The 20,227-nt window shown below is 61.2% G+C and carries 20 protein-coding genes; 5 read left to right on the top strand and 15 right to left on the bottom strand.

Features of this window, described 5'->3' with window-relative positions:
• Positions 1 to 57: 57 nt before the first annotated feature.
• Both O9X62_RS02960 and argB read right to left on the bottom strand, forming a co-directional pair.
• Positions 58 to 489 carry a CBS domain-containing protein gene (locus O9X62_RS02960; RefSeq protein ID WP_269531277.1) on the bottom strand — a complete coding sequence of 144 codons (432 nt, stop codon included), beginning with the start codon at positions 487 to 489 and terminating at the stop codon, positions 58 to 60.
• A 112-nt stretch (positions 490 to 601) separates the two neighbouring features.
• Entirely contained in the window at positions 602 to 1,501 is a 900-nt protein-coding gene (argB, locus tag O9X62_RS02955) for an acetylglutamate kinase (protein ID WP_269531276.1), read from the bottom strand.
• Positions 1,502 to 1,664: 163 nt separating this feature from the next.
• Here argB and O9X62_RS02950 point away from each other — a divergent pair, with 163 nt between their 5' ends.
• The 4 genes from O9X62_RS02950 (at position 1,665) to O9X62_RS02935 (ending at position 7,965) form a co-directional block, all read left to right on the top strand.
• The gene (locus O9X62_RS02950) at positions 1,665 to 2,378 is read left to right on the top strand and encodes a TetR/AcrR family transcriptional regulator (RefSeq protein ID WP_269531275.1); all 714 of its coding nucleotides are present in this window, start codon (positions 1,665 to 1,667) and stop codon (positions 2,376 to 2,378) included.
• A 3-nt stretch (positions 2,379 to 2,381) separates the two neighbouring features.
• Positions 2,382 to 3,425, top strand: coding sequence for an efflux RND transporter periplasmic adaptor subunit (locus tag O9X62_RS02945; protein ID WP_269531274.1), 1,044 nt, complete (start codon positions 2,382 to 2,384; stop codon positions 3,423 to 3,425).
• An 11-nt stretch (positions 3,426 to 3,436) separates the two neighbouring features.
• Positions 3,437 to 6,490, top strand: coding sequence for an efflux RND transporter permease subunit (locus O9X62_RS02940; protein WP_269531273.1), 3,054 nt, complete (start codon positions 3,437 to 3,439; stop codon positions 6,488 to 6,490).
• A gap of 131 nt (positions 6,491 to 6,621) precedes the next feature.
• Positions 6,622 to 7,965 (top strand): TolC family outer membrane protein, encoded by a 1,344-nt coding sequence (locus O9X62_RS02935; RefSeq protein ID WP_269531272.1) that lies wholly within the window; start codon positions 6,622 to 6,624, stop codon positions 7,963 to 7,965.
• A gap of 134 nt (positions 7,966 to 8,099) precedes the next feature.
• Here the strand turns inward: O9X62_RS02935 and O9X62_RS02930 are convergent, their stop codons facing one another.
• From O9X62_RS02930 to O9X62_RS02875, 12 genes are all read right to left on the bottom strand, one after another.
• On the bottom strand, positions 8,100 to 8,882 hold the full coding sequence (locus O9X62_RS02930; protein ID WP_269531271.1) for a TIGR00266 family protein: 783 nt from the start codon (positions 8,880 to 8,882) through the stop codon (positions 8,100 to 8,102).
• A gap of 20 nt (positions 8,883 to 8,902) precedes the next feature.
• A complete protein-coding gene (locus O9X62_RS02925) occupies positions 8,903 to 9,538 on the bottom strand; it encodes a flavin prenyltransferase UbiX (RefSeq protein WP_308446430.1) in 636 nt (211 codons plus the stop codon).
• Positions 9,539 to 9,540: 2 nt separating this feature from the next.
• Positions 9,541 to 10,401, bottom strand: coding sequence for an RNase adapter RapZ (gene rapZ / locus O9X62_RS02920; protein WP_269531838.1), 861 nt, complete (start codon positions 10,399 to 10,401; stop codon positions 9,541 to 9,543).
• Between the two features lie 17 nt (positions 10,402 to 10,418).
• The gene (gene hprK, locus O9X62_RS02915; protein WP_269531269.1) at positions 10,419 to 11,360 is read right to left on the bottom strand and encodes an HPr(Ser) kinase/phosphatase; all 942 of its coding nucleotides are present in this window, start codon (positions 11,358 to 11,360) and stop codon (positions 10,419 to 10,421) included.
• 77 nt (positions 11,361 to 11,437) lie between these two features.
• Positions 11,438 to 11,893, bottom strand: a complete 456-nt coding sequence (ptsN, locus tag O9X62_RS02910) for a PTS IIA-like nitrogen regulatory protein PtsN (protein ID WP_269531268.1) — start codon at positions 11,891 to 11,893, stop codon at positions 11,438 to 11,440.
• 226 nt (positions 11,894 to 12,119) lie between these two features.
• Positions 12,120 to 12,461, bottom strand: coding sequence for a ribosome hibernation-promoting factor, HPF/YfiA family (hpf, locus tag O9X62_RS02905; protein WP_269531267.1), 342 nt, complete (start codon positions 12,459 to 12,461; stop codon positions 12,120 to 12,122).
• 44 nt (positions 12,462 to 12,505) lie between these two features.
• Positions 12,506 to 13,969 (bottom strand): RNA polymerase factor sigma-54, encoded by a 1,464-nt coding sequence (locus tag O9X62_RS02900; protein ID WP_269531266.1) that lies wholly within the window; start codon positions 13,967 to 13,969, stop codon positions 12,506 to 12,508.
• 8 nt (positions 13,970 to 13,977) lie between these two features.
• Positions 13,978 to 14,700 carry an LPS export ABC transporter ATP-binding protein gene (lptB, locus tag O9X62_RS02895; RefSeq protein WP_269531265.1) on the bottom strand — a complete coding sequence of 241 codons (723 nt, stop codon included), beginning with the start codon at positions 14,698 to 14,700 and terminating at the stop codon, positions 13,978 to 13,980.
• A complete protein-coding gene (gene lptA, locus O9X62_RS02890) occupies positions 14,697 to 15,230 on the bottom strand; it encodes a lipopolysaccharide transport periplasmic protein LptA (RefSeq protein ID WP_269531264.1) in 534 nt (177 codons plus the stop codon). The genes lptB and lptA overlap by 4 nt, the downstream gene beginning before the upstream one ends.
• On the bottom strand, positions 15,211 to 15,786 hold the full coding sequence (gene lptC, locus O9X62_RS02885; protein ID WP_269531263.1) for an LPS export ABC transporter periplasmic protein LptC: 576 nt from the start codon (positions 15,784 to 15,786) through the stop codon (positions 15,211 to 15,213). Before lptC ends, lptA begins: the two co-directional genes overlap by 20 nt.
• Positions 15,787 to 15,788: 2 nt before the next feature.
• Positions 15,789 to 16,304 carry a 3-deoxy-manno-octulosonate-8-phosphatase KdsC gene (kdsC, locus tag O9X62_RS02880; protein ID WP_269531262.1) on the bottom strand — a complete coding sequence of 172 codons (516 nt, stop codon included), beginning with the start codon at positions 16,302 to 16,304 and terminating at the stop codon, positions 15,789 to 15,791.
• Between the two features lie 31 nt (positions 16,305 to 16,335).
• On the bottom strand, positions 16,336 to 17,322 hold the full coding sequence (locus O9X62_RS02875) for an SIS domain-containing protein (RefSeq protein ID WP_269531261.1): 987 nt from the start codon (positions 17,320 to 17,322) through the stop codon (positions 16,336 to 16,338).
• A gap of 94 nt (positions 17,323 to 17,416) precedes the next feature.
• On the opposite strand from O9X62_RS02875, the gene O9X62_RS02870 reads away from it, so the two are divergent.
• A complete protein-coding gene (locus tag O9X62_RS02870) occupies positions 17,417 to 19,384 on the top strand; it encodes a monovalent cation:proton antiporter-2 (CPA2) family protein (RefSeq protein ID WP_269531260.1) in 1,968 nt (655 codons plus the stop codon).
• A gap of 67 nt (positions 19,385 to 19,451) precedes the next feature.
• On the opposite strand, the gene O9X62_RS02865 is transcribed toward O9X62_RS02870, so the two are convergent.
• Positions 19,452 to 20,123, bottom strand: coding sequence for a prepilin-type N-terminal cleavage/methylation domain-containing protein (locus tag O9X62_RS02865; RefSeq protein WP_269531259.1), 672 nt, complete (start codon positions 20,121 to 20,123; stop codon positions 19,452 to 19,454).
• Positions 20,124 to 20,227: the final 104 nt, after the last annotated feature.

Genomic DNA, 20,227 nt, shown 5'->3' with positions numbered 1-20,227 from the left:
CAGATGAAAAAGCCGGCCTTCAAGGGGCCGGCTGTGACCAGGTTGAATCGCGGAGGTTCAACCGTGTATGTAGTGTTCGAGCTGCTCGATCAGGAACTGCTGCTCGGCAATCTGTTCGCGCACCAGGTCGGTGATCGACAACACGCCCAGCACCGTGTTGCCATCCATGACCGGCAGGTGCCGGAAGCGTTTCTCGGACATGATGGCCATGCAGTGATCCACCGTGTAGGACGGTTTGGCGAACATCACCCGCTTGGTCATGATGTCGGTGATGGGGGTGCCGGCGGAGGTCTTGCCCTGCAGCACGACCTTGCGCGCATAGTCGCGCTCCGAAAAGATGCCCTCCAGCTTGTTGCCATCCATGACCAGCACCGCGCCGATATCCTTTTCGGCCATCAGTTGCAGCGCTTGGTACACCGTGGCGGAAGGGGCCACGGCAAAGATGCCCTGACGCTGCTTTTCTTGCAGGAGTTGACCGGCGGTTTTCATGCTGCGTTGTCTCCCTGGATTGGTGGCGATCTCGTTTCAATATAAACGTCCGGACCGCCACCTCCAAGCGGGCATGCTGATGCGTTGCATCCAGCCATCAGCGCGACGGGTTTTAGTCGTCGCGGCGGATCATCGTACCCACGCCATGGTCGGTCAGCACTTCCAGTAGCAGCGCGTGTTTGACGCGGCCATCAATGATGTGGACCGAGTTCACGCCGTTGACAGCGGCTTCCAGCGCCGAGCTGATCTTGGGGATCATGCCGCCCGAAATCGTGCCCTCGGCCACGAGCTGATCGACGAGCTTGGGCGTGAGGCCAGTCAGCAGACTGCCTTGTTTGTCGAGTACGCCGGGGGTGTTGGTCATCAGGATCAGCTTTTCCGCGCCGAGCTTCTCGGCCAGCTTGCCCGCGACCAAGTCGGCATTGATATTGAACGCCTCGCCGTTGGCGCCGACGCCGATCGGGGCAATCACCGGGATGAAGTCGCGCGTGTCGAGCAGGGCCACCAGTTCGGGGTCGATCGATTCAATCTCGCCCACCTGGCCGATATCGATCGGTTCCTCGTTCTTGTCGTCCTTGAGGAACATCTTCTTGGCGCGGATGAAATGACCATCCTTGCCGGTCAGGCCCACGGCTCGGCCGCCGTGCTGGTTGATCAGGCTGACGATTTCCTTGTTCACAAGGCCGCCGAGCACCATCTCGACGATCTCCATCGTCTCGCTGTCGGTCACGCGCATGCCCTGGATGAACTCGCCCTGCTTGCCCACGCGGTTGAGCAGATCGTTGATTTGCGGCCCGCCGCCGTGCACCACTACCGGGTTCATGCCCACCAGCTTGAGCAGCACCACATCGCGCGCAAAGCCTTCCTTCAGTTCAGGCTCAGTCATCGCATTGCCGCCGTACTTGATGACGATGGTCTTGTCGAAGAAGCGACGGATATAGGGCATGGCTTCGGCCAGCACTGCAGCGGTCGAAGCTGCGTCGTGGGCCGAGATCGGGTTGACGGTAGGCATGGCGGAGTCCTGAAGAGAAGGTGGCATCGGGGCGGATTCTACCGCGTGCACATGTTGTCGTGATGCAGCGGGCGGCTACACCGCTTGCATTCGTCGCCCGGCAGGCTTACAGTGCGAAAAATAAATGAACATTCATTTACTTGTTTAAGTGAAACGACACACCATGCACTCCCGTTCATCCCCTGCGCAGGCCGATTCCGCTGCCGGTTGTTGCGTCGTCGAGGCCGTCACCCGCTGGACGCGCCGCAAGGATGCGCGCCCCAGCGAGATCCTGGAGGCGGCGCTCGATCTGTTCGTGGCACGTGGGTATGCCGCGACCAAGGTGGAAGACATTGCCCGTGCTGCGGGCGTCACGGCCGGCACGCTTTACCGCTACTTCGCTAACAAGGAAGACATCCTCAAGACGCTGATCCGTGAATCGTTCGCGCCAGCCTTGCAAGAGGGCGAAGAAATGCTGGCCCACCCCGAAGGCCCGGCCGCCGATCTGCTTGCCAATGTGATCCGTACCTGGTGGCAGCTTCACGGTGCGACGCGGCTTTCCGGTATTCCCAAGCTGATGATTGCCGAGGCCAGCAATTTTCCGGAGCTGGCACAGTTCCACCGTGATGTGGTCATTGCCCCCGGTGAGGCGCTGATCAAACGTGCACTCGCCTATGGCATTGCCCGCGGTGAGTTCCGGCCACTGGACCTCGGTGTGGCTGTCAAGGTCATCACCGCACCCGTGGTCATGGCCATGGTGTGGAAACACACCGATACCTGCATGACCGAAAACCTCGATCTCGATCGCTATCTTGAAGAAGTGATCGAGACATTGACGCACGGACTGGCCCCGCGCCCCGTGCCGACCTCGCCATCCCTGAATTCCCCGACGGAGTAAGCCATGAAACCCCATCGCCTGCTGATCGGCGTCGCTGTCACGCTGGCCTTGGCGGCCTGCGGCAAGCAAGTCGCCACGCACGAGAACATTCGTCCAGTGCGCACCGTGGTCGTGAAACCTGAATCACTCGCACTGGGCGCGACCTACTCGGGCGAAATCCGTGCGCGGCGCGAGAGCGCGCTGGCTTTCCGGATTCCGGGTCAGATCGTCGAGCGCTTTGTCGAAGTCGGCCAGCAGGTCAAGGCAGGCCAAGCCTTGCTGCGCATCGATGCACGGGATGTGGTGCTGCAGCAGGCAACGGCCAGAAGCCAGCTTGAGAAGGCACGGCTCGATTACGAACGCGCCAAGCAATTGCGCGAGCGTGGCTTTGTCAGCCAGGCCAATGTAGATGCGGCCAAGGTGGGCTTTGATGCCGCCAAGAGCCAGTTCGATCTGGCCAGCAACCAGAGCGGCTACACCACGCTGCGCGCCGAGCGTGCTGGCGTGGTCACAGCGATCAACGCCGAGGTCGGCCAGGTGCTGGCGGCAGGCACACCGGCCGTGCGTGTGGCAGAGAGCGGCGAGCGGGAGGTGGTTGTCAGCGTACCGGAGTCGCGCGTGGAGGAACTGCGCAAGGCGCCATCGCTGAAGGTGACCTTGTGGGCCTCGCCAGACAAGACCTATGCGGCCAGCCTGCGTGAACTGGCCCCTGACACCGACCCGGTCACCCGCACCTATGCCGCCCGTATCAGCATCAAACAGCCCGACGAGGCGATCCGCCTGGGCATGACCGCCTATGTATCGCTTCCGGGCCAGCAGGGCGAACCAGGGTTCAGCCTGCCGCTGACGGCGATCATCGACAAGGATGGCAAGACGCGCGTCTGGGTGGTGGATGCCAAGACCGAACGCGTTAGCCCCCGTGAAGTGAAATTGGCGGGTGCCCGTAATGATGTGGTGCTGGTTGCCGCAGGCTTGAAGGCCGGTGATACGGTGGTGACGGCGGGCGCCAATCTGCTGCACGACCAGCAACGTGTGCGTCTGGCCGAGAGCCAGCTCAAGCGTCAGTAAGGGGAGCAGACATGCGCGGTATCAATCTCTCCGAATGGGCGCTCAAGCACCAGCAGCTCGTCATCTATCTGATGGTGGTGTTCATGATCGCCGGGGTGTTTTCTTATACCCGGCTGGGTCAGAAAGAAGACCCCGAGTTCACCTTCAAGGCCATGGTGATCCAGACCTACTGGCCCGGCGCATCTGCCAAGGATGTGGAGCTGCAGGTTACCGACAAGCTCGAAAAGAAACTCCAGGAAATGCCCGAGCTTGAGTACGCCCGCTCGTACTCCAAAGCCGGTGAAAGCCAGCTGCTGCTGAACCTTAAAGAAGGTGTGCCGCCGGCTGTCGTGCCCAATATCTGGTATCAGGTCCGCAAGAAGATCGGCGATATCCGCCATACCTTGCCTTCCGGCGTGCAGGGCCCGTTCTTCAATGACGAGTTCGGCGATACCTTCGGCAATCTCTATGCGTTCACGCGCGATGGCTTCAGCTACGCCGAACTCAAGACCTATGTGGATGCCGCCCGCGCCGAGCTGTTGCATGTGCCCGATGTGAGCAAGGTCGAATATGTGGGCGTGCAGGACGAAAAGATTTTCGTCGAAACCAGTAACGCCAAGCTCGCCTCGCTGGGGATCGACCCGCAACTGGTATTCCAGACCCTGCAAGCCACCAATGCGGTGGTGCCGGCCGGGGTGGTCGAAACCGGTACCGAGCGTGTGGCGCTGCGAGTGACGGGCGAGTTCGACTCGGTGGAATCGATCCGCGCCATCGGCATCCGCGCCAATGGCCGCAACTTCCGTTTGGGCGATGTAGCCAATGTGTACCGTGGCTACACCGATCCCACCACCGCCAAGCTACGTTTCAACGGGCAGGAGGCCATCGGCCTTGCGATCTCCATGCGCAAGGGCGGCGACGTGATTGCACTGGGCGACAAGCTCAATACCACGCTGGACAAAATCCGCGGCGAGCTGCCCGTGGGTATTGAAGTGCATGCGATTTCCGATCAGCCCAAGGTGGTGAAGAACTCCATCAACGAGTTCGTGCGCAGTCTGGCCGAGGCGGTGGTGATTGTGCTGGCCGTGTCCTTTGTGTCGCTGGGTTTCCGCACCGGCCTCGTGGTGGCACTGTCGATCCCGCTGGTGCTGGCGATGACCTTCCTCGTCATGTACGCGTTCGGTCTGGATCTCCAGCGCATCTCGCTGGGTGCGCTGATCATCGCGCTGGGTTTGCTGGTGGACGACGCCATCATCGCAGTCGAGATGATGGCGCTCAAGCTTGAGCAAGGCTGGGATCGCCTGCGTGCCGCCACCTATGCCTATACCAGCACCGCGTTCCCGATGCTCACGGGCACCCTGATCACTGCGGCCGGCTTCATGCCTGTGGGTCTGGCCAAGTCCAATGCCGGTGAGTACACGGTGTCGATCTTCCAGGTGGTCGGCATCTCGCTGATCCTGTCTTGGATCGTGGCCGTAGTGTTCACGCCCTATCTGGGCTACAAGCTGCTGCCGGAGACCAAGCACCATCACGGCGATGAGTCGGCGGTGTACCAGAAGCCGTTCTATGTGCGCTTCCGTGCGCTGGTGAACTGGTGCCTGAACCACCGCAAGACGGTGATCGTGGCGACGCTGCTGGCTTTTGTGGTGGCGGTGGGCTTGTTCAAGTTTGTACCAAAGCAGTTCTTCCCGGCCTCGAACCGCCCCGAGCTGATGGTGGACCTGTGGCTGCCGCAAGCCTCCACCTACGAACAGACCGAGGCCCAGGTCAAAGCGCTTGAAGCCAAGCTGCTGGGCGACAAGGATATCGCCAGCATCACGTCCTATGTCGGCACTGGTAGCCCGCGCTTCTACCTGCCGCTCGATCAGCAACTGCCCAACCTGAATTTCGGCCAGCTGATGGTCATGACCCAGAACGAGCATGTGCGCGACGATGTGATGAAGCGCATCCAGGGTTTGTTCGAGAAGGACTTCCCGCTGGTGCGCGGCCGGGTCACACGGCTGGAGAACGGCCCGCCGGTCAGCTACCCCGTGCAGTTCCGTGTTTCCGGTCCGGACGACCAGAAGCTGCGGGCGATTGCCGATCAGGTTGCTGCACGGATGCGCGCCAACCCCCATCTGCGCCAGGTGAATACCGACTGGAGCGAGCGGGTCAAGGTGGTGCGGCTGGAAGTGGATCAGGACAAGGCACGCATGCTGGGCATGACCTCGCAGCATCTGTCGGTGGCGCTACAGACCTCGCTATCGGGCGTGACGGTCACGCAGTACCGCGAGCATGACCGCACCATCGACGTGGTCGCCCGCCTGACCAGCCCGGAGCGCACCGACCTGAACAACCTCAAGGACGCCAAGGTCTATCTGGGGCAGGGCAAGTATGTGCCGGTCAGCCAGATTGCCCACCTCAAGCTGGAGAGCGAAGAGAGCATCATCTGGCGGCGTAACCGCATGCCGACGATCTCGGTGCGCGCCGATGTGGAAGGCGCGCAGGCGCCCGATGTGACGATGGCGCTGTGGCCCGAGATCAAGAAGATTGCGGACGACCTCCCCATGGGTTACGCGATCGAGATCGGTGGCTCGCAAGAGGCCAGCGGCAAGGGGCAGGGCTCGATCATGGCGGTCATGCCGCTGATGTTGCTGACGGTGATGACGCTGCTGATGATCCAGCTGCAGAACATCTCGAAGATGGTGCTGGTGCTGCTGACCGCGCCGCTGGGCATGATCGGCGTCAGCGCCATCCTGCTGCTGTTCCAGGTGCCGTTCGGCTTTGTGGCCCAGCTCGGGGTGATTGCGCTGGCCGGGATGATCATGCGCAATTCGGTAATTCTGGTGGATCAGATCGACCAGCATGTGAAGGAAGGGGAACATCCCTGGCATGCGATTGTCGAGTCAGCGGTGCGCCGTTTCCGCCCCATCATGCTCACGGCTGCCGCGGCCATTCTGGCGATGATCCCGCTGACCCGCTCCACTTTCTGGGGGCCGATGGCCTGGTCCATCATGGGGGGCTTGCTTGTCGCCACGGTGCTGACCCTGTTGTTCCTGCCCGCGCTGTATGCAGCTTGGTACAAGGTAAAACGGCCACTGGACGCCTGATGGACGATAATCCGGTCTTGCTATGGTGGCAGGACCGGCTTGGCGTCTGGCGGGGGCTGGCATAACGTAAAAATGGTAGTAAAATACCCATCAGTATGTTTAGATTGCGCATCCAACACGAGGATAGATCGATGCAACGCTACGCACTGCGCGCCCTGACTGCGGCGATCCTGTTTGCCGCCGGCTCGAACGCCATGGCAGCCGATCTGCTGCAGGTTTATCAGGAAGCCAAGAAATACGATGCCACCTTTGCGGCATCGGAGTCGGCCTATCGTGCCGGCCAGGAAAAAACCAACCAGGCACGCGCCTTGTGGATGCCACAGGTCAGCGTAGCCAGCTCCTACAACAACGTCCGTACCGATACCGAAGCCTTGTTGCCTAACAACGCAACACGGGACGTGAAGAACTCGGGCGACACCTATGGCTATACCGTCACGGCCAGCCAGCCGATCTACCGCGCTGGCGTTAGCGTGGGCGCCAGCCAGCTACGCGAACAGGCCCGCCTTGCCGAGGTAAACTTTGCCGCGGCCCGCCAGGATCTGATCCTGCGCGTGGCGCAAGCCTATTTCGATGTGCTGTACGCGCAGGACAACCTGGAGTTCGTCCGCGCGCAGAAGGATGCCGTGTCGCAACAATTGGCCCAGGCCAAGAAGAGCTTTGAGGTCGGCGTTGCCACGATTACCGATACGCACGAGGCACAAGCCAAATACGACGGCATCGTCGCCAGTGAAATCGCCGCCCAGAACGATTACATGGTCAAGCAGAACGCGTTCTTGCAGCTGACCGGTGTGCCGGCCGAAGGGCTGGTGCCGCTGGCCGCCAAAATGCCTGCCACGCCGCCCACCCCGGCCGATATCAACGATTGGGTGGCGCGCGCCGAAAGCAAGAGTCTGGCGATTGAGGGGCAGCGCGGCGCGCTGGCCATTGCCGAGGCCGAGATCGAGAAGTACCGCCTGCACCGTCAGCCCACGCTGGATCTGGTAGCCCAGTACGGTGAGTCCTGGAACAAGGGTGGCTTGGCTGCTGCACGTGGCAGCAATAGCAACCTGACGTCCACGCTGGGCGTGCAGCTGAACATCCCGATCTTTACCGGCGGCAATACCAGCTCCAAGCTGCGCGAGACCCTGGCCCTACGCGATCAGGCGCAATCAAATCTGGAAGCCGCCCGCCGCAGCACCGCCCAGACCACCAAGCAAGCCTATCTGGGCGTGCAGGCCGGTGCTGCGCAGATCAAGGCGCTGGAGCAGGCGCTGGTTTCCTCGCAAAGCTCGCTCGATTCGACCAAGCTGGGTCGTGAGGTGGGCGTGCGCACCACGCTGGATCTGCTCAATGCCCAACAGCAATATTTCTCGACCAAGCGCGATCTGGCACGTGCCCGCTACGACTATCTGCTTAACGAGCTGAAGTTGTCGGCTGCGACCGGCGAACTGACCGAGAAAGAGCTTGATGCGGTGAATGCGCGCCTGGCCCGTTAAGCTTGCGCTGGCAGTTCAAACAAAAAGCCACGCATTGCGTGGCTTTTTGTTTGCTTGGATCGAACGCACCGCGTGGTCCCGTGCGCGTGGGCGACAGGCAGGCTATCAGGCAGGGCCGGCCGGTGGTGCGCCCATTATTCCGATTCAAACAGGCGGCCGAGTGGTGAACCCTGCTCGCCGCCATTGCTGCCCCCTTGCTTGGAAGCCCCCACGATGCGGTTAGCCAGTCGCGCCAGTGGCAGCGACTGCAGCCAGACTTTGCCGGGCCCGCGCAGCGTGGCATAGAACAGACCTTCGCCGCCAAACAGGGCGCTTTTCACATTGCCGACAAACTGGATGTCGAACTCCACCGAGGGCTGGAAGGCCACCACACAACCGGTGTCCACGCGCAGGGTTTCACCGGGCTTCAGTGTTTTCTCGATAGTGGCACCACCCGCATGGACAAAGGCCAGCCCGTCGCCTTCAAGCTTTTGCAGGATGAAGCCCTCGCCGCCGAAGAAGCCGACGCCGAGCTTGCGCTGAAGGGCGATGCCCAGTGATACGCCCTTGGCCGCGCACAGGAAGGAATCTTTCTGGCACAGCAGGGTGCCACCAATCTGATCCAGCGCTACCGGAATGATCTTGCCTGGGTAGGCCGCCCCGAAGGCGACTTTGCGCTTGCCGCTGCCTTCGTTCACGTACACCGTGGTAAACAGCGATTCGCCGGTCAGAAGCCGCTTGCCCGCGCCGAGCAGCTTGCCCATCAACCCGCTTTGCTGGGCCGAGCCATCACCGAAGATGGTATCCATGCGGATGCCGTCCTCCATATAGAACATGGTGCCCGCCTCGCCGACCGCGGCTTCACCGGGATCCAGCTCCACTTCGACAAACTGCATGTCGTCGCCGTGAATCACGTAATCGATTACATCCATGCCCATTCGACTTGCTCCTCGTGGTATCAGGGTTGGGTGGTGTCCGCCAGTTGAGTGTCATCTCCCCAGCGTTGCATCAGCGTATGCGGTACACGCAGCTGGTCGAGCACGCGTGCCACAACAAAATCGACGAGATCCTGCACCGTTGCGGGGTGATGATAGAAGCCCGGATTCGGCGGCAGGATGCACACACCCAGCCGCGCGAGTTTGAGCATGTTTTCGAGGTGGATGGCTGAATACGGTGTTTCGCGCGGCACCAGGATCAGCGGGCGGTTTTCCTTGATCATCACGTCGGCTGCGCGCTCGATCAGGTTGTCGCTCATGCCGGCTGCCACTGCGGCGAGCGTGCCCATGGTGCAGGGGCAAATCACCATGGCATCGGCCGGGTTGGAGCCCGAGGCGACGGGCGCAAACCATTCCTCGCGGCCAAAGACGCGCAGCTGGCTGGGCACGCTGCCAAAGCGGCTCAGCAATTGAGCCTCCAGTTCCTTGGCACGGCTGGGCCAGGTTTCCCCGAGTTCCTGCCGGGCCACCACCTGGGCGGCCTGCGAATACAGCAGATAGACCTGTACACCGGCCGTGAGCAATTGCTCCAGCAGGCGCAGACCATAGGGCAGGCCCGAGGCGCCGGTAAAGGCCAGCGTGACGGTGCGCGGTGGCATGCTCATTTGTCTTCCTGCCAGTCTTGCCATTCGCGATGGCGGATCAAGACCTGGCGATGCGTGTTGAAGTGTGCTGCCAGTTTCTCGGCGAGCCAGACGGAGCGATGCTGGCCGCCAGTGCAGCCCAGGGCCACGGTGACATAGCTGCGGTTGTCCCGGTCGAACTGCGGCAGCCAGCGCTCCAGATACACGCGCACATCGTCGTACATACCCAGACACAGCGCCTCGGCTTCCAGATAATCGACGACAGCTTGATCCCTGCCAGTCAACGGTCGCAGGGCGGGGTCGTAATAGGGATTCGGCAGGCAGCGCACATCGAAGACGAAATCGGCATCGAGCGGCACGCCGTGCTTGAAGCCGAAGGACTGGAAGATCAGGGTGAGCTGCGACTGATCCAAGGCCAGCCACTGACGTACCCAGGCACGCAGCGCATTGGCCGATAGGTCGCTGCTGTCGAGCCGATGCGCCAGGCCGGCAATCTCCGCCAGTGTCTCGCGCTCGGTGATGATGCACTCGCTGACGGTGAGGTCGGGGAAGCGGGTAGACAGCGGATGGCGGCGGCGTGTTTCGGAAAAGCGCTTGAGTAGCGCTTCGGTCTTGGCTTCCAGAAACAGTACCCGTACATCGAGCTGGCGCTCGCGCAGATCGGCCACACAATCGGGCAGGGCGGGCAGGCTTTGCGCACCCCGGATGTCCACGCTGATACCGACATGCTGGTGACCCTCGTTCTGCAGCAGGCGCACGGTTTGCGGCAGCAAGGTCGCGGGCAGATTGTCGATACAGTAATAACCCAGATCTTCGAGCAGCTTCAAAGCGACGCTCTTGCCCGAACCGGACAGCCCGGAAATCAGCACGATCTGCATGGACGTATGGTTCACGATTACTCCCCGGACTCCATGAAGCGTTGATGCCGCTCGATGAATTCACGTGTGGAATCGATGCCGCGTAGCTGCAGGATGTAATTGCGCACCGCAGCTTCGACCAGCACTGCCAGGTTGCGACCTGCGGCTACCGGTAGCACCACCTTGCGGATCGGCACATCGAGCACGCCCTGGCTGGCGGCCTGCATCTGCAAGCGGTCCAGTGGCGTGACCGATTCAGCCTGTTTGGTCAGATGGATGATGAGCTTGAGGTTCTTCTTGGGCCGTACCGCGGTTTCGCCGAAGATCGTGCGGATATTGAGCACGCCCAGACCTCGTACTTCGAGAAAGTCCCGCAGCAGCGGCGGGCAGCGGCCTTCCAGCGTGTCGGGCGCGATCCGGTACAGCTCGACCACATCGTCGGCCACGAGGCCATGGCCACGAGAAATCAGCTCCAGCGCCAGTTCGCTCTTGCCCATGGCGCTCTCGCCGGTAATCAGTACACCGACCTCGAGCACATCGAGGAATACGCCGTGCAGATTGGTGGATACCGCCAGCGCCTTGGCCAGATAGAAGCGCAGTACGTCCATCAGATACGGACTTTGCTCGGGCGAGGTCAGCAGCGGCACATGGGCGCGCTCGCAGGCTTCACGCAGCACATCGGGCGCAGTCTGGCCGTTGGCGACGATCATCGCCGCCATGTCGGTACTGAAAAGATGATCCAGTGACTTTTTCAGCGCAGCGGGTTCAACGCTTTGCAGGTAGGCGATTTCGGCCAGACCCAGCACCTGAATGCCATTGGGGTGGACGAAGTTGAGGTGCCCCACCAGGGCGTGCGCCGGCTTCTGTTTGTCCGCTTCGATCGACAGCAGGTTGTTGGCACCGCTCTGGCCGGCAAGCCAGGTCAGGCGCAGTTTCTCGGCGTTATCGATAAACAGCTGGCGGACGGTGATCTGGGGCATGGCGTATGAGTTGGCAGTCGGTATCTGCAACGGGTTCCTGAGCCATCCAGCCTAACGCAAGCAGGCGGGTGTTGCCATCAGGAATGCCACTGGGTCAGCAGGCTGTAGGTTGCTTCGGCGGTTTCGGCGGCCAGCAGGGATTCGCGTAGCTTGCGATCGCTGAACAATTGCGCCAGCTCGGAAAGAATCTGCAGATGCAGGTCGGTGGCCTGTTCCGGTACCAGCAAGACAAAAGCGAGCTGAACCGGTTTGCCGTCCGGTGCTTCAAAGGGGATGGGCTGCTTGAGACGCACGAAGACGCCGAGCGCTTCCTTCAGGCCCTTGATGCGCCCGTGGGGGATGGCCACCCCTTGTCCTAGCCCGGTCGAACCCAGCTTTTCCCGTGCGAACAGGGCGTCGAAGATCGTGCTGCGAGCGATGCCGTGGCTATTCTCGAATAACAGCCCCGCCTGTTCGAACAGGCGTTTCTTGCTGGTCAGGTCGAGATCCAGAAACACATTGGCCAGCGGCAGGACAGAGGCAATCAGCGCCATAAGTTTGGGTTCGTGAAGTAGGCCGCCATTGTACGCTCGCCAGTTGCCAGAACAAGCCGGTGTGCCGTGTTGGCGGCCGAGTGGTGCATCGTAATCCGCATCAGCCACGTCCTGCTGGCCTGAGGGTGCGCAAGGACGGTGATTTTTCGGGGCGTGAAATGGAAAACGGGAACGGCGTCCCTTTACCGTTCCCGTCCCTCTCGTATCGCATTATCCAGCTAGGGCTTTATGCGGAAGCCTGGTTGTCCTGGGGGGGCTGATACTTGATGGCATCGCTGTGGCGATCGCCGTAACGTTTTTCCTTGTGCTTGAGCACCTGTCGATCGAGTTTGTCGGCCACGAAGTCGATGGCGGCATACATGTCTTCGTCGGTCGCTTCTACATGGATATCCTTGCCGCGCAAGTGGACGTTCACTTCGATCTTCTGTTGCAGCTTGTCGACGCTGAGCGTCACGCCCATGTCGATCACGTGGTCGAAGTGCCGGGTTACGCGGTCCAGCTTGCTCTGCACATACTCGCGGATGGCTGGGGTAACCTCAAGGTGATGCCCACTGATGGTCAGATTCATACGACTCTCCTTGCGTTAAGGATGCCGCCGGCAATGCATGGCGGCTACAGGGACTTTCGTTGGTTCACGGGAGGGATCTGCATGGCTTCACGGTATTTGGCGACTGTGCGGCGGGCGACATTGATGCCCTGTTTGCCGAGTACCTCGGCAATCGTGCTGTCACTCAAGGGTTTTTTCGGGTCCTCGTTCTGCAACAACTGCTTGATCAGCGCCTTGATCGCGATGGCGGAGCATTCACCGCCGGAGTCGGTATCCACATGGCTGCCGAAGAAGTACTTGAATTCATAGATACCCCGCGGTGTCAGCATGTACTTCTGCGTGGTGACGCGAGAGATGGTGGATTCGTGCAGATCCAGCTCTTCGGCGATATCGCGCAATACCAGCGGCCGCATGGCGACTTCGCCGTGCTCGAAGAAGCGCTGCTGCTTTTCGACGATGGCCTGGCCGACGCGCAGGATAGTGTCGAAACGCTGTTGCACGTTCTTGATCAGCCACTTGGCCTCCTGCAACTGCCCGGAGAGGCCAGTACCATTTTCACGGTGTTGTCGCAGGATGTTGGCGTACAACTGGTTCACCTTGAGCTTGGGCATCGCTGCTTCGTTGAGCTGGACAGTCCAGCCTGAACGAAGCTTCTTTACCACTACATCCGCCACCACATAACGTGTGTCGGTCTCACCGAAAGCGGCGCCGGGGCGAGGATTCAGGCGCTGGATCAGTACCTGCGCTTGCCTCAGCAACGTGTCGTCGCATTTCAGCGTTTTCTTAAGTTTACTGTAGTCCTTGTTCGCCAATAAATCGAGGTGTCCGGCGACGAGCGTACGGGCCAGCTTGTATAGCGGGTCGGCCGAATACTGTTGATCCAGCTGGATCATCAGGCAATCCTTAAGATCGACCGCACCCACGCCACAAGGTTCCAGCTGACGAACGAGCTGCAGGCCGATCTGCAGTTCCTCGGGCTCGATCTCCAGCCCCTCGCGGATCGCCAGCGGGATCATTTCGAAGATTTCTTCCAGCGAGGAACCGAGATAGCCGTTTTCATCGAGCACATCGATGACCAAGGTGGCCAGTGCCTTATCCCGCGGATTCAGTGGCAGCAGGCCCAGTTGTTCCAGCAGGTGCTCACGCAAGGTGGCGACCTGGGCTACATTGGCCTGGGCATCGTACTCATCGTCACCATCATTGTTCTGGCGACCGCTGCCGGCTTCGTTCCAGTAGCTGTCACCCAGCGCATCTTCGGCATCGTAATCGGGCTCGGCGATTTCACTGGGTGCAGGGGCTTCGGTATCAACCGGACGCTCCTGCATGTCGGCCGGCGAGCCATCGGCTTTGACCGGATGCACTTCCGGCTCGTCATCGTCCTCGCGCTCCAGCATGGGGTTGTCTTGCAGGAAGCGCTCGATCTCCTGGTTCAGATCCAGGGTCGAGAGTTGCAGCAGCTTGATCGACTGCTGCAGCTGCGGCGTCAGCGTGAGCGACTGGGAGAGTTTGAGCTGGAGGGACTGTTTCATGCCTGGGGCTACATCCGGAAGTGTTCGCCCAGGTACACGCGGCGGACATTGTCGTTATAGACAATCTCCTCGGCCGTACCCGAGGCCAGCACGCTGCCCTCGTTGATGATGTAGGCACGATCACAGATACCCAGCGTTTCGCGCACATTATGATCGGTGATCAGGACGCCGATGCCGCGCTCCTTGAGGAAGCGGATGATCTTCTGGATATCCATCACTGCAATCGGGTCCACACCGGCAAAGGGCTCGTCCAGCAAGATGAAGCGCGGGTTGGCGGCCAGCGCACGCGCGATCTCGCAGCGACGACGCTCGCCACCGGAGAGCGACAGCGCCGAGCTGTCGCGCAGATGGGCAATATTGAGTTCACGCATCAGCTCTTCGAGACGGCGCTCGATGGCGTCGTTGCCGGTTTCGTGCAGTTCCAGGATGGCGCGGATGTTCTCGGCCACTGTCATGCGCCGGAAAATCGAGGCTTCCTGTGGCAGATAACCCAGACCCAGGCCCGCGCGTTCATGCATGGCCAGGTGGGTGATCTCGGCATCGTCGAGGAATATCTTGCCGCCGTTGAGGGCGACCATGCCCACAATCATGTAAAAGCTGGTGGTTTTGCCGGCGCCATTAGGGCCCAACAGGCCCACGACTTCCCCCGCATCAATATGCAGGGATACATCGCGAACCACGGTGCGTGCCTTGTAGCGTTTTTGCAGATGCTGGGCAGACAGGCGGCTCATGGCTTGGGCTGGCCTTCTGCGGGTTTCTTCTTGGACTGGATCACCATGCGTACGCGACCATCACTGCTGGCATCGGGCGGGCTACCCTCGGCGGCGTACTTCTCCGTGACCGAGTTGTAGGTAATGCGGTTGCCGCTGATCTCGTCCTCACCCCGCTTGAGCCAGGCATTCCCCATCAGCTTGACCTCGCCGGTCTTGCTGTCGTAGTCCAGCTTGTCGGCATGCGCGTCCAGCCAGGCGAGCTTGCTTTCGAGTCGTTGCTTGAACTTGACGGGCTTGCCGGTGGCCTGAACCGTATGGTCTCCCCCGGCGGTCTCCTGCATTACGGCGCGATCCGCTTCCAAGGTCAGCGTGCCTTGGGTGATCTTCACGCCGCCTTCGAGCACAGCCTGGCCGGATTTCTGGTCCTGGGTGGCGCGGCCGGCGTCGACTTCGATGGGTTTGTAGCCGTCGGCCAGCTCAGCCGCAGCCATTGCGGGCAGAACAAGCAACAGCGTGCTGAGCAGGCGTTTAGCGCTGAGGAGGGGCATAGCGGATCTTCACTTTTGCGCGCAGGGCAAGGCGTGCCTGGCGGTGGTCGTAGTCAAAGCCGGTGGTGTTGAGGCGGTCGCCACCGTGGAGCAACTGTGTAGGTGCGTCCGATTGCGCACTACCCCGCTGGGTATCCAGCGTGAGCCGGCTGGTGCTTAGCTGCATGGCGGGCAGGTCCGGTGCGGCATCACGCAGCATGCGGACGTTCTGCTCAAAATGAACTTGCTGCGCCCCGCTCGCCATCCGGGCCTTATCGGCATGTACCTGAAGATCCGGCTCGCCAGGCAGCGTGCGGATCAGGTGAGCCTGACTCAGCTCCGAGTGATCGTCGTGGGGGTAATGCTGCATCTGCTCGGCAGTCAGCACATAAAGCGGCTTGCCATCCATGCCATAAGCGGTTGCGCGGAAGTCCTTGATCCGCAGATCGGGTGCCTTGTCCCGCAGCCCGTTGGCAATATCGGGCAGGTAGGTGGCGCGGTCGAGCAACAGCGCCAGCCCGGCCAGCAGGGCAAGGAGGATCAGCGGCAGGGCTCTGGCGGCGCGGTCTGGCAGCATGGTTATTGCAGATAGGGCGCAAGCTGGGCGTCGAGTGTCCCCTGAGCCTGCATGATCATGTCGCAGACTTCCCGCACGGCGCCGTGGCCACCGCGTGCACCGGTAACGTAATGCGCATGCTGACGGACGATGACGGGGGAGTCCGGCACGGCTACGGCAAAGTGGACGCGGCGCATGACCGGCAGATCGATCACATCGTCACCCATATAGCCGCAGTCCTCGGGCCGGAAGCCGAGATCAGCCAGCAGCTTCTCGAACGAGGCGCGCTTGTCGTGCGCACCTTGGATCAGGTGGTTGATGCCCAGATTGCGGGCACGATGCTCGACCAGTCGCGAGTTGCGCCCGGTGATGATGGCCAGCTGCACGCCGGACTGTTGCAGCATCTTGAGGCCGTGGCCGTCGAGCGAGTTGAACGCTTTGAGTTCTTCGCCGGCATCGGTGTAGTAGAGGCTGCCGTCGGTCATGACGCCATCCACATCAAAGATCATCAGTCGGACGGATTGGGCTCGTTCTTGCACGTCGTATTCCTGGGTAAGGCGTTGGGGCGGCTCAGACTACGCCGGCCTTGAGTAGATCATGCATGCGGATGGCACCGGCCAGGCGGCCGTGCTCCAGTACCAGCAGCACATAGACCTTGGATGATTCCATCAGCTGCACGGCTTCCACCGCGAGTTTGCCGGCCTCGATGGTCTTGGGGTTACGCGTCATCACATCGTGCATGGTCGCGGTCTTGAGATCGATATCGCGGTCCATGGCACGGCGCAGGTCGCCATCGGTAAAGACCCCAAGCAAGTCGCCATCGGGGCTGGTGACGGCCGTCAGACCCAGGCCCTTGCTGGTGATCTCGAACAGGGCGTCCCTTACGCTGGCACCGGCGGAGACGACCGGCAGTGCTTCGTCGGCATGCATGACATCGCGCACGTGGACGAGCAGCTTGCGACCCAGGCTGCCGCCAGGGTGCGAGAGCGCGAAATCGTCCCGGCTGAAACCGCGTGCCTCAAGCAGGCAGACGGCCAGCGCATCGCCGAGAGCCAGAGTGGCGGTGGTGCTGGCGGTAGGAGCAAGGTTCAGCGGGCAGGCTTCTTTGGCGACGCGCGCATTGAGATGCACGTCAGATGCCTGACCCAGTGCGGAATCAGGATTGCCGCTTATACCGACAATCCGCGCTCCGCGGCGCTTGATGGCGGGCAACAAAGTGACCAGTTCTTCCGCCGCGCCAGAGTAGGAAATGGCTACGACGATATCGTCGGCGGTAATCATGCCGAGATCGCCGTGCGCTGCTTCGGCCGGATGCATGAAGAACGCGGGCGTGCCGGTAGATGCCAAGGTGGCGGCAAGTTTGTTGCCGATATGGCCGGACTTGCCGATGCCGGTGACCACGACTCTACCTTTGCAAGCCAGCAGCATGGCGTGCGCAGCCACAAAGGTCTCGTCCAGCCTTGCGGCCACTGCCTGGATTGCATCGGCCTCGATCGTGAGTACATCACGCGCAAGTGCCAGCAATTGTTCCGGATTGATAGGTTGAGATGAATCCATAGGCTGCCAGTATAAGGTAAGCCTTGTGCTGTCGTCCTGCCGGGCGCGGGCCGCTTTGTTCGTATAATCCCCCTATCCCCCTCAAAGCCTGCTCATGCACCACGCTCTCGAAACCGTCCTGTTACTGCTTGCGGCTGCTGTTGCGGCCGTGATCCTGTGTCGCCGTGCCCACCTGCCGGCCATGCTGGGTTATCTGGTGGTCGGGATTGTCATCGGTCCGCATGCGCTGGGGATGGTGGCGTCGTCACGCGAGGCGGACGAACTGGCCGAGTACGGTGTGGTGTTCCTGATGTTCAGTCTGGGTCTGGAGTTCAGCCTGCCCAAGCTGATGGCAATGCGTACGGTCGTGTTCGGGTTGGGGTCGGCGCAGGTAGGCGGCACCATGCTGGTGGTGATGTTGGCTGCCTGGTTGCTGGGGCTGCCTTGGACGGCCGGGTTGGCGCTGGCCGGCGCGCTGGCCATGTCGTCGACGGCCATCGTCAGCAAGCTCATGGCCGAGCGGGTCGAGGTCAATACCACCCATGGCCAGCATGTGATCGGCATCCTGCTGTTCCAGGATCTCGCGGTGGTGCCCTTGTTGATCCTGATCCCCGCACTGGGCCGTGCCGATAGTGATCCCTGGCTGGTGCTGGGCATTGCGGTACTCAAGATCGCACTTGCGCTGATCGTCCTGCTTTACTTCGGCCCCAGAGTGCTGCGACCCCTTTTTCATCTGGTTGCCAAGGGGCGCTCTACCGAGCTGTTTGTATTGAATGTGTTGCTGGTGACCCTGGGCATTGCTTATGCGACGGCGCAGGCTGGTCTGAGCCTGGCGCTGGGTGCCTTTCTGGCCGGCATGCTGATCGCCGAAACCGAATACCGGCACCAGGTGGAAGAGGATATCCGGCCCTTCCGTGATCTGCTGCTCGGTTTGTTCTTTGTCACCATCGGCATGCGCCTCAATCTGCGCGAGGTCTGGGCGCATCTGGGTGTCATTGTGGTCGTTGTCGTGTTGTTGACCATCGGCAAGGCGGCGCTGATTGCCGGTCTGACACGTTGGTTCGGGCGTAGCCCCGGCACTGCCGTACGCACAGGTCTGGCGCTGGGACAGGGCGGCGAGTTCGGTTTTGTCCTGCTGGCGCTGGGGGCTGCGTCCGGTATGTTGCCCCTTGCGGCAGAGCAGGTCGCGCTGGCGGCAATTCTGTTATCGATGCTGATTGCCCCCTTCCTTATCCAGCAGTCTGAAGCCATCGTCCGCCGCTTTGTGGCCTCGGACTGGATGCTGCAGGCCATGCGCCTGACCCAGCTCGCAGCCAAGACCATGGCCACCTCGGACCATGTGATCCTGTGCGGCTATGGCCGCAGCGGTCAGGCGATGGCGCGCATGCTTCAGCAGGAGGAAATCCCTTTCTATGCACTGGATCTGGACCCAGAGCGGGTCAAAGAGGCCGCGGCGGCGGGGGAGTGCGTGTCCTTTGGTGACGCTACCCGTCGCGAAGTGCTGATCTCTGCGGGCTTGCCGCGCGCCCGCGCCCTGATCGTGACCTATGACCACACTCCGTCTGCGTTGAAGATCCTGGCCATCGTTCGTCAGGAGAGACCGGACTTGCCGGTTGTGGTGCGTACCTGGGATGACAGCGATATCGACCGGCTGCGTCAGGCAGGGGCAGATGCCGTGGTGGCCGAGCTGATGGAAGGCAGCCTGATGCTGGCCTCGCACGCGATGATGCTGTTGGGCGTGCCGCTGAATCGCGTGTTGCGGCATATCCGGGATGCGCGGGAGGCGCGCTACAGTCTTTTCAAAGGATTCTTCCGGGGAGCTAGCGATGACGGTCTGGACGAGGTTTTACAACCTCGATTGCATTCCGTCACATTGCTGGACGGCTCATACGCTGTCGGAAAGACCTTGGGTGAGCTGTTTGCCCTGGACGAGGCGATACGGGTACAAAGTATTCGCCGAGGGACGGCCAGAATAGAGTCGCCCGCGCTGGATGAGGTGATGGCGCCTGGTGATGTGGTCGTCTTGCTGGTTCCGCAGTCCAGACTCGATAAGGCAGAACGCATTCTTTTTGCTGGCCCCTGATCTAAGGGGCACAAGCAAAAAATCGGGCCCAGATGCGGGCCCGACGGTGGTATTGCAGATGCCGTTTTTAGATGGTTCTGCAGATGGTGTAAGTGTTGTTTTCGTTGTAGGCGGCAGCTACGGCACCGGCCACCGCCGCAGGCGCGGTATTGGCGGCTTGTCCGGCTGCGCCATTGGCGCGAAGACTGCCGCGGCCTGGGCGACCATCATCCAATTGATTGTCCAAAGCAACTGCGGCCTTGCCTGGTACGCCACCCAGACAAACTGCAGGGCCAGACATGCCGTGCGGGTTGTTGGTTACGCCGAGCGGGCCGCCGAAGGCATTGGTGGGAATCGCTGCGCCGCCTACATCGGCAGGGTTGCCGGTGATCAAACCTGCAGCGCGGAGATGCTGGAAGAAGTCGTCTGATTCGCCACCGCCTGTAAAGGTTTGGGCAAGGGTGATATCCAGCACGCCATCGCTGTCGCCAGCATCAGGGATGCCGGTCCAGTTATTGCCCCGCGAGGCCATGGTTGCAGCGCCATTGTTGTCGTCGCCAGGCAGGGCGCGATAGCGGTCGCGATAGGCGTTGACTGCGACCGAGATACCGTTCATGTCGTTGGCTGCATTTTTCACACGACCATTTTCGATCAGTTCCTGACCCTTCAGCACACCGCCCAGCAGCAAGCCGATAATGACCAGAACAATCGCGATTTCGATCAGGGTGAAGCCCTGTTGTTTCTGCCCGAGTTGTTTCATTGGGGAATGCTCCTTGTGTTTTCAGGGTGCGCCGTGATGCGCCACACTTGAAATATTAGCAAAGCCTGTGCCAGAAAGTGGCGCCTTGCCCTTGAATGCTTAAG

Origin of the sequence: Chitinimonas sp. BJYL2 (assembly GCF_027257935.1) — a bacterium.
In the GTDB taxonomy this organism is placed as follows: Bacteria; Pseudomonadota; Gammaproteobacteria; order Burkholderiales; family Chitinimonadaceae; genus Chitinimonas.
The sequence above is the reverse complement of the archived record's forward strand: the minus strand, read 5'-3'. Positions and strand labels throughout refer to the sequence as shown.

Bases quoted from the DNA above. Each gene is read 5' to 3' on its own strand.
- O9X62_RS02900 (WP_269531266.1), bottom strand. From the start codon at position 13,969: ATGAAACAGTCCCTCCAGCTCAAACTCTCCCAGTCGCTCACGCTGACG.
- hprK (WP_269531269.1), bottom strand. From the start codon at position 11,360: ATGCCCCAGATCACCGTCCGCCAGCTGTTTATCGATAACGCCGAGAAA.
- O9X62_RS02935 (WP_269531272.1), top strand. From the start codon at position 6,622: ATGCAACGCTACGCACTGCGCGCCCTGACTGCGGCGATCCTGTTTGCC.
- O9X62_RS02925 (WP_308446430.1), bottom strand. From the start codon at position 9,538: ATGCCACCGCGCACCGTCACGCTGGCCTTTACCGGCGCCTCGGGCCTG.
- lptC (WP_269531263.1), bottom strand. From the start codon at position 15,786: ATGCTGCCAGACCGCGCCGCCAGAGCCCTGCCGCTGATCCTCCTTGCC.
- O9X62_RS02870 (WP_269531260.1), top strand. From the start codon at position 17,417: ATGCACCACGCTCTCGAAACCGTCCTGTTACTGCTTGCGGCTGCTGTT.
- O9X62_RS02875 (WP_269531261.1), bottom strand. From the start codon at position 17,322: ATGGATTCATCTCAACCTATCAATCCGGAACAATTGCTGGCACTTGCG.
- O9X62_RS02950 (WP_269531275.1), top strand. From the start codon at position 1,665: ATGCACTCCCGTTCATCCCCTGCGCAGGCCGATTCCGCTGCCGGTTGT.
- lptA (WP_269531264.1), bottom strand. From the start codon at position 15,230: ATGCCCCTCCTCAGCGCTAAACGCCTGCTCAGCACGCTGTTGCTTGTT.
- O9X62_RS02865 (WP_269531259.1), bottom strand. From the start codon at position 20,123: ATGAAACAACTCGGGCAGAAACAACAGGGCTTCACCCTGATCGAAATC.
- O9X62_RS02940 (WP_269531273.1), top strand. From the start codon at position 3,437: ATGCGCGGTATCAATCTCTCCGAATGGGCGCTCAAGCACCAGCAGCTC.
- rapZ (WP_269531838.1), bottom strand. From the start codon at position 10,401: ATGCAGATCGTGCTGATTTCCGGGCTGTCCGGTTCGGGCAAGAGCGTC.
- O9X62_RS02960 (WP_269531277.1), bottom strand. From the start codon at position 489: ATGAAAACCGCCGGTCAACTCCTGCAAGAAAAGCAGCGTCAGGGCATC.
- O9X62_RS02930 (WP_269531271.1), bottom strand. From the start codon at position 8,882: ATGGGCATGGATGTAATCGATTACGTGATTCACGGCGACGACATGCAG.
- O9X62_RS02945 (WP_269531274.1), top strand. From the start codon at position 2,382: ATGAAACCCCATCGCCTGCTGATCGGCGTCGCTGTCACGCTGGCCTTG.
- ptsN (WP_269531268.1), bottom strand. From the start codon at position 11,893: ATGGCGCTGATTGCCTCTGTCCTGCCGCTGGCCAATGTGTTTCTGGAT.
- lptB (WP_269531265.1), bottom strand. From the start codon at position 14,700: ATGAGCCGCCTGTCTGCCCAGCATCTGCAAAAACGCTACAAGGCACGC.
- hpf (WP_269531267.1), bottom strand. From the start codon at position 12,461: ATGAATCTGACCATCAGTGGGCATCACCTTGAGGTTACCCCAGCCATC.
- argB (WP_269531276.1), bottom strand. From the start codon at position 1,501: ATGCCTACCGTCAACCCGATCTCGGCCCACGACGCAGCTTCGACCGCT.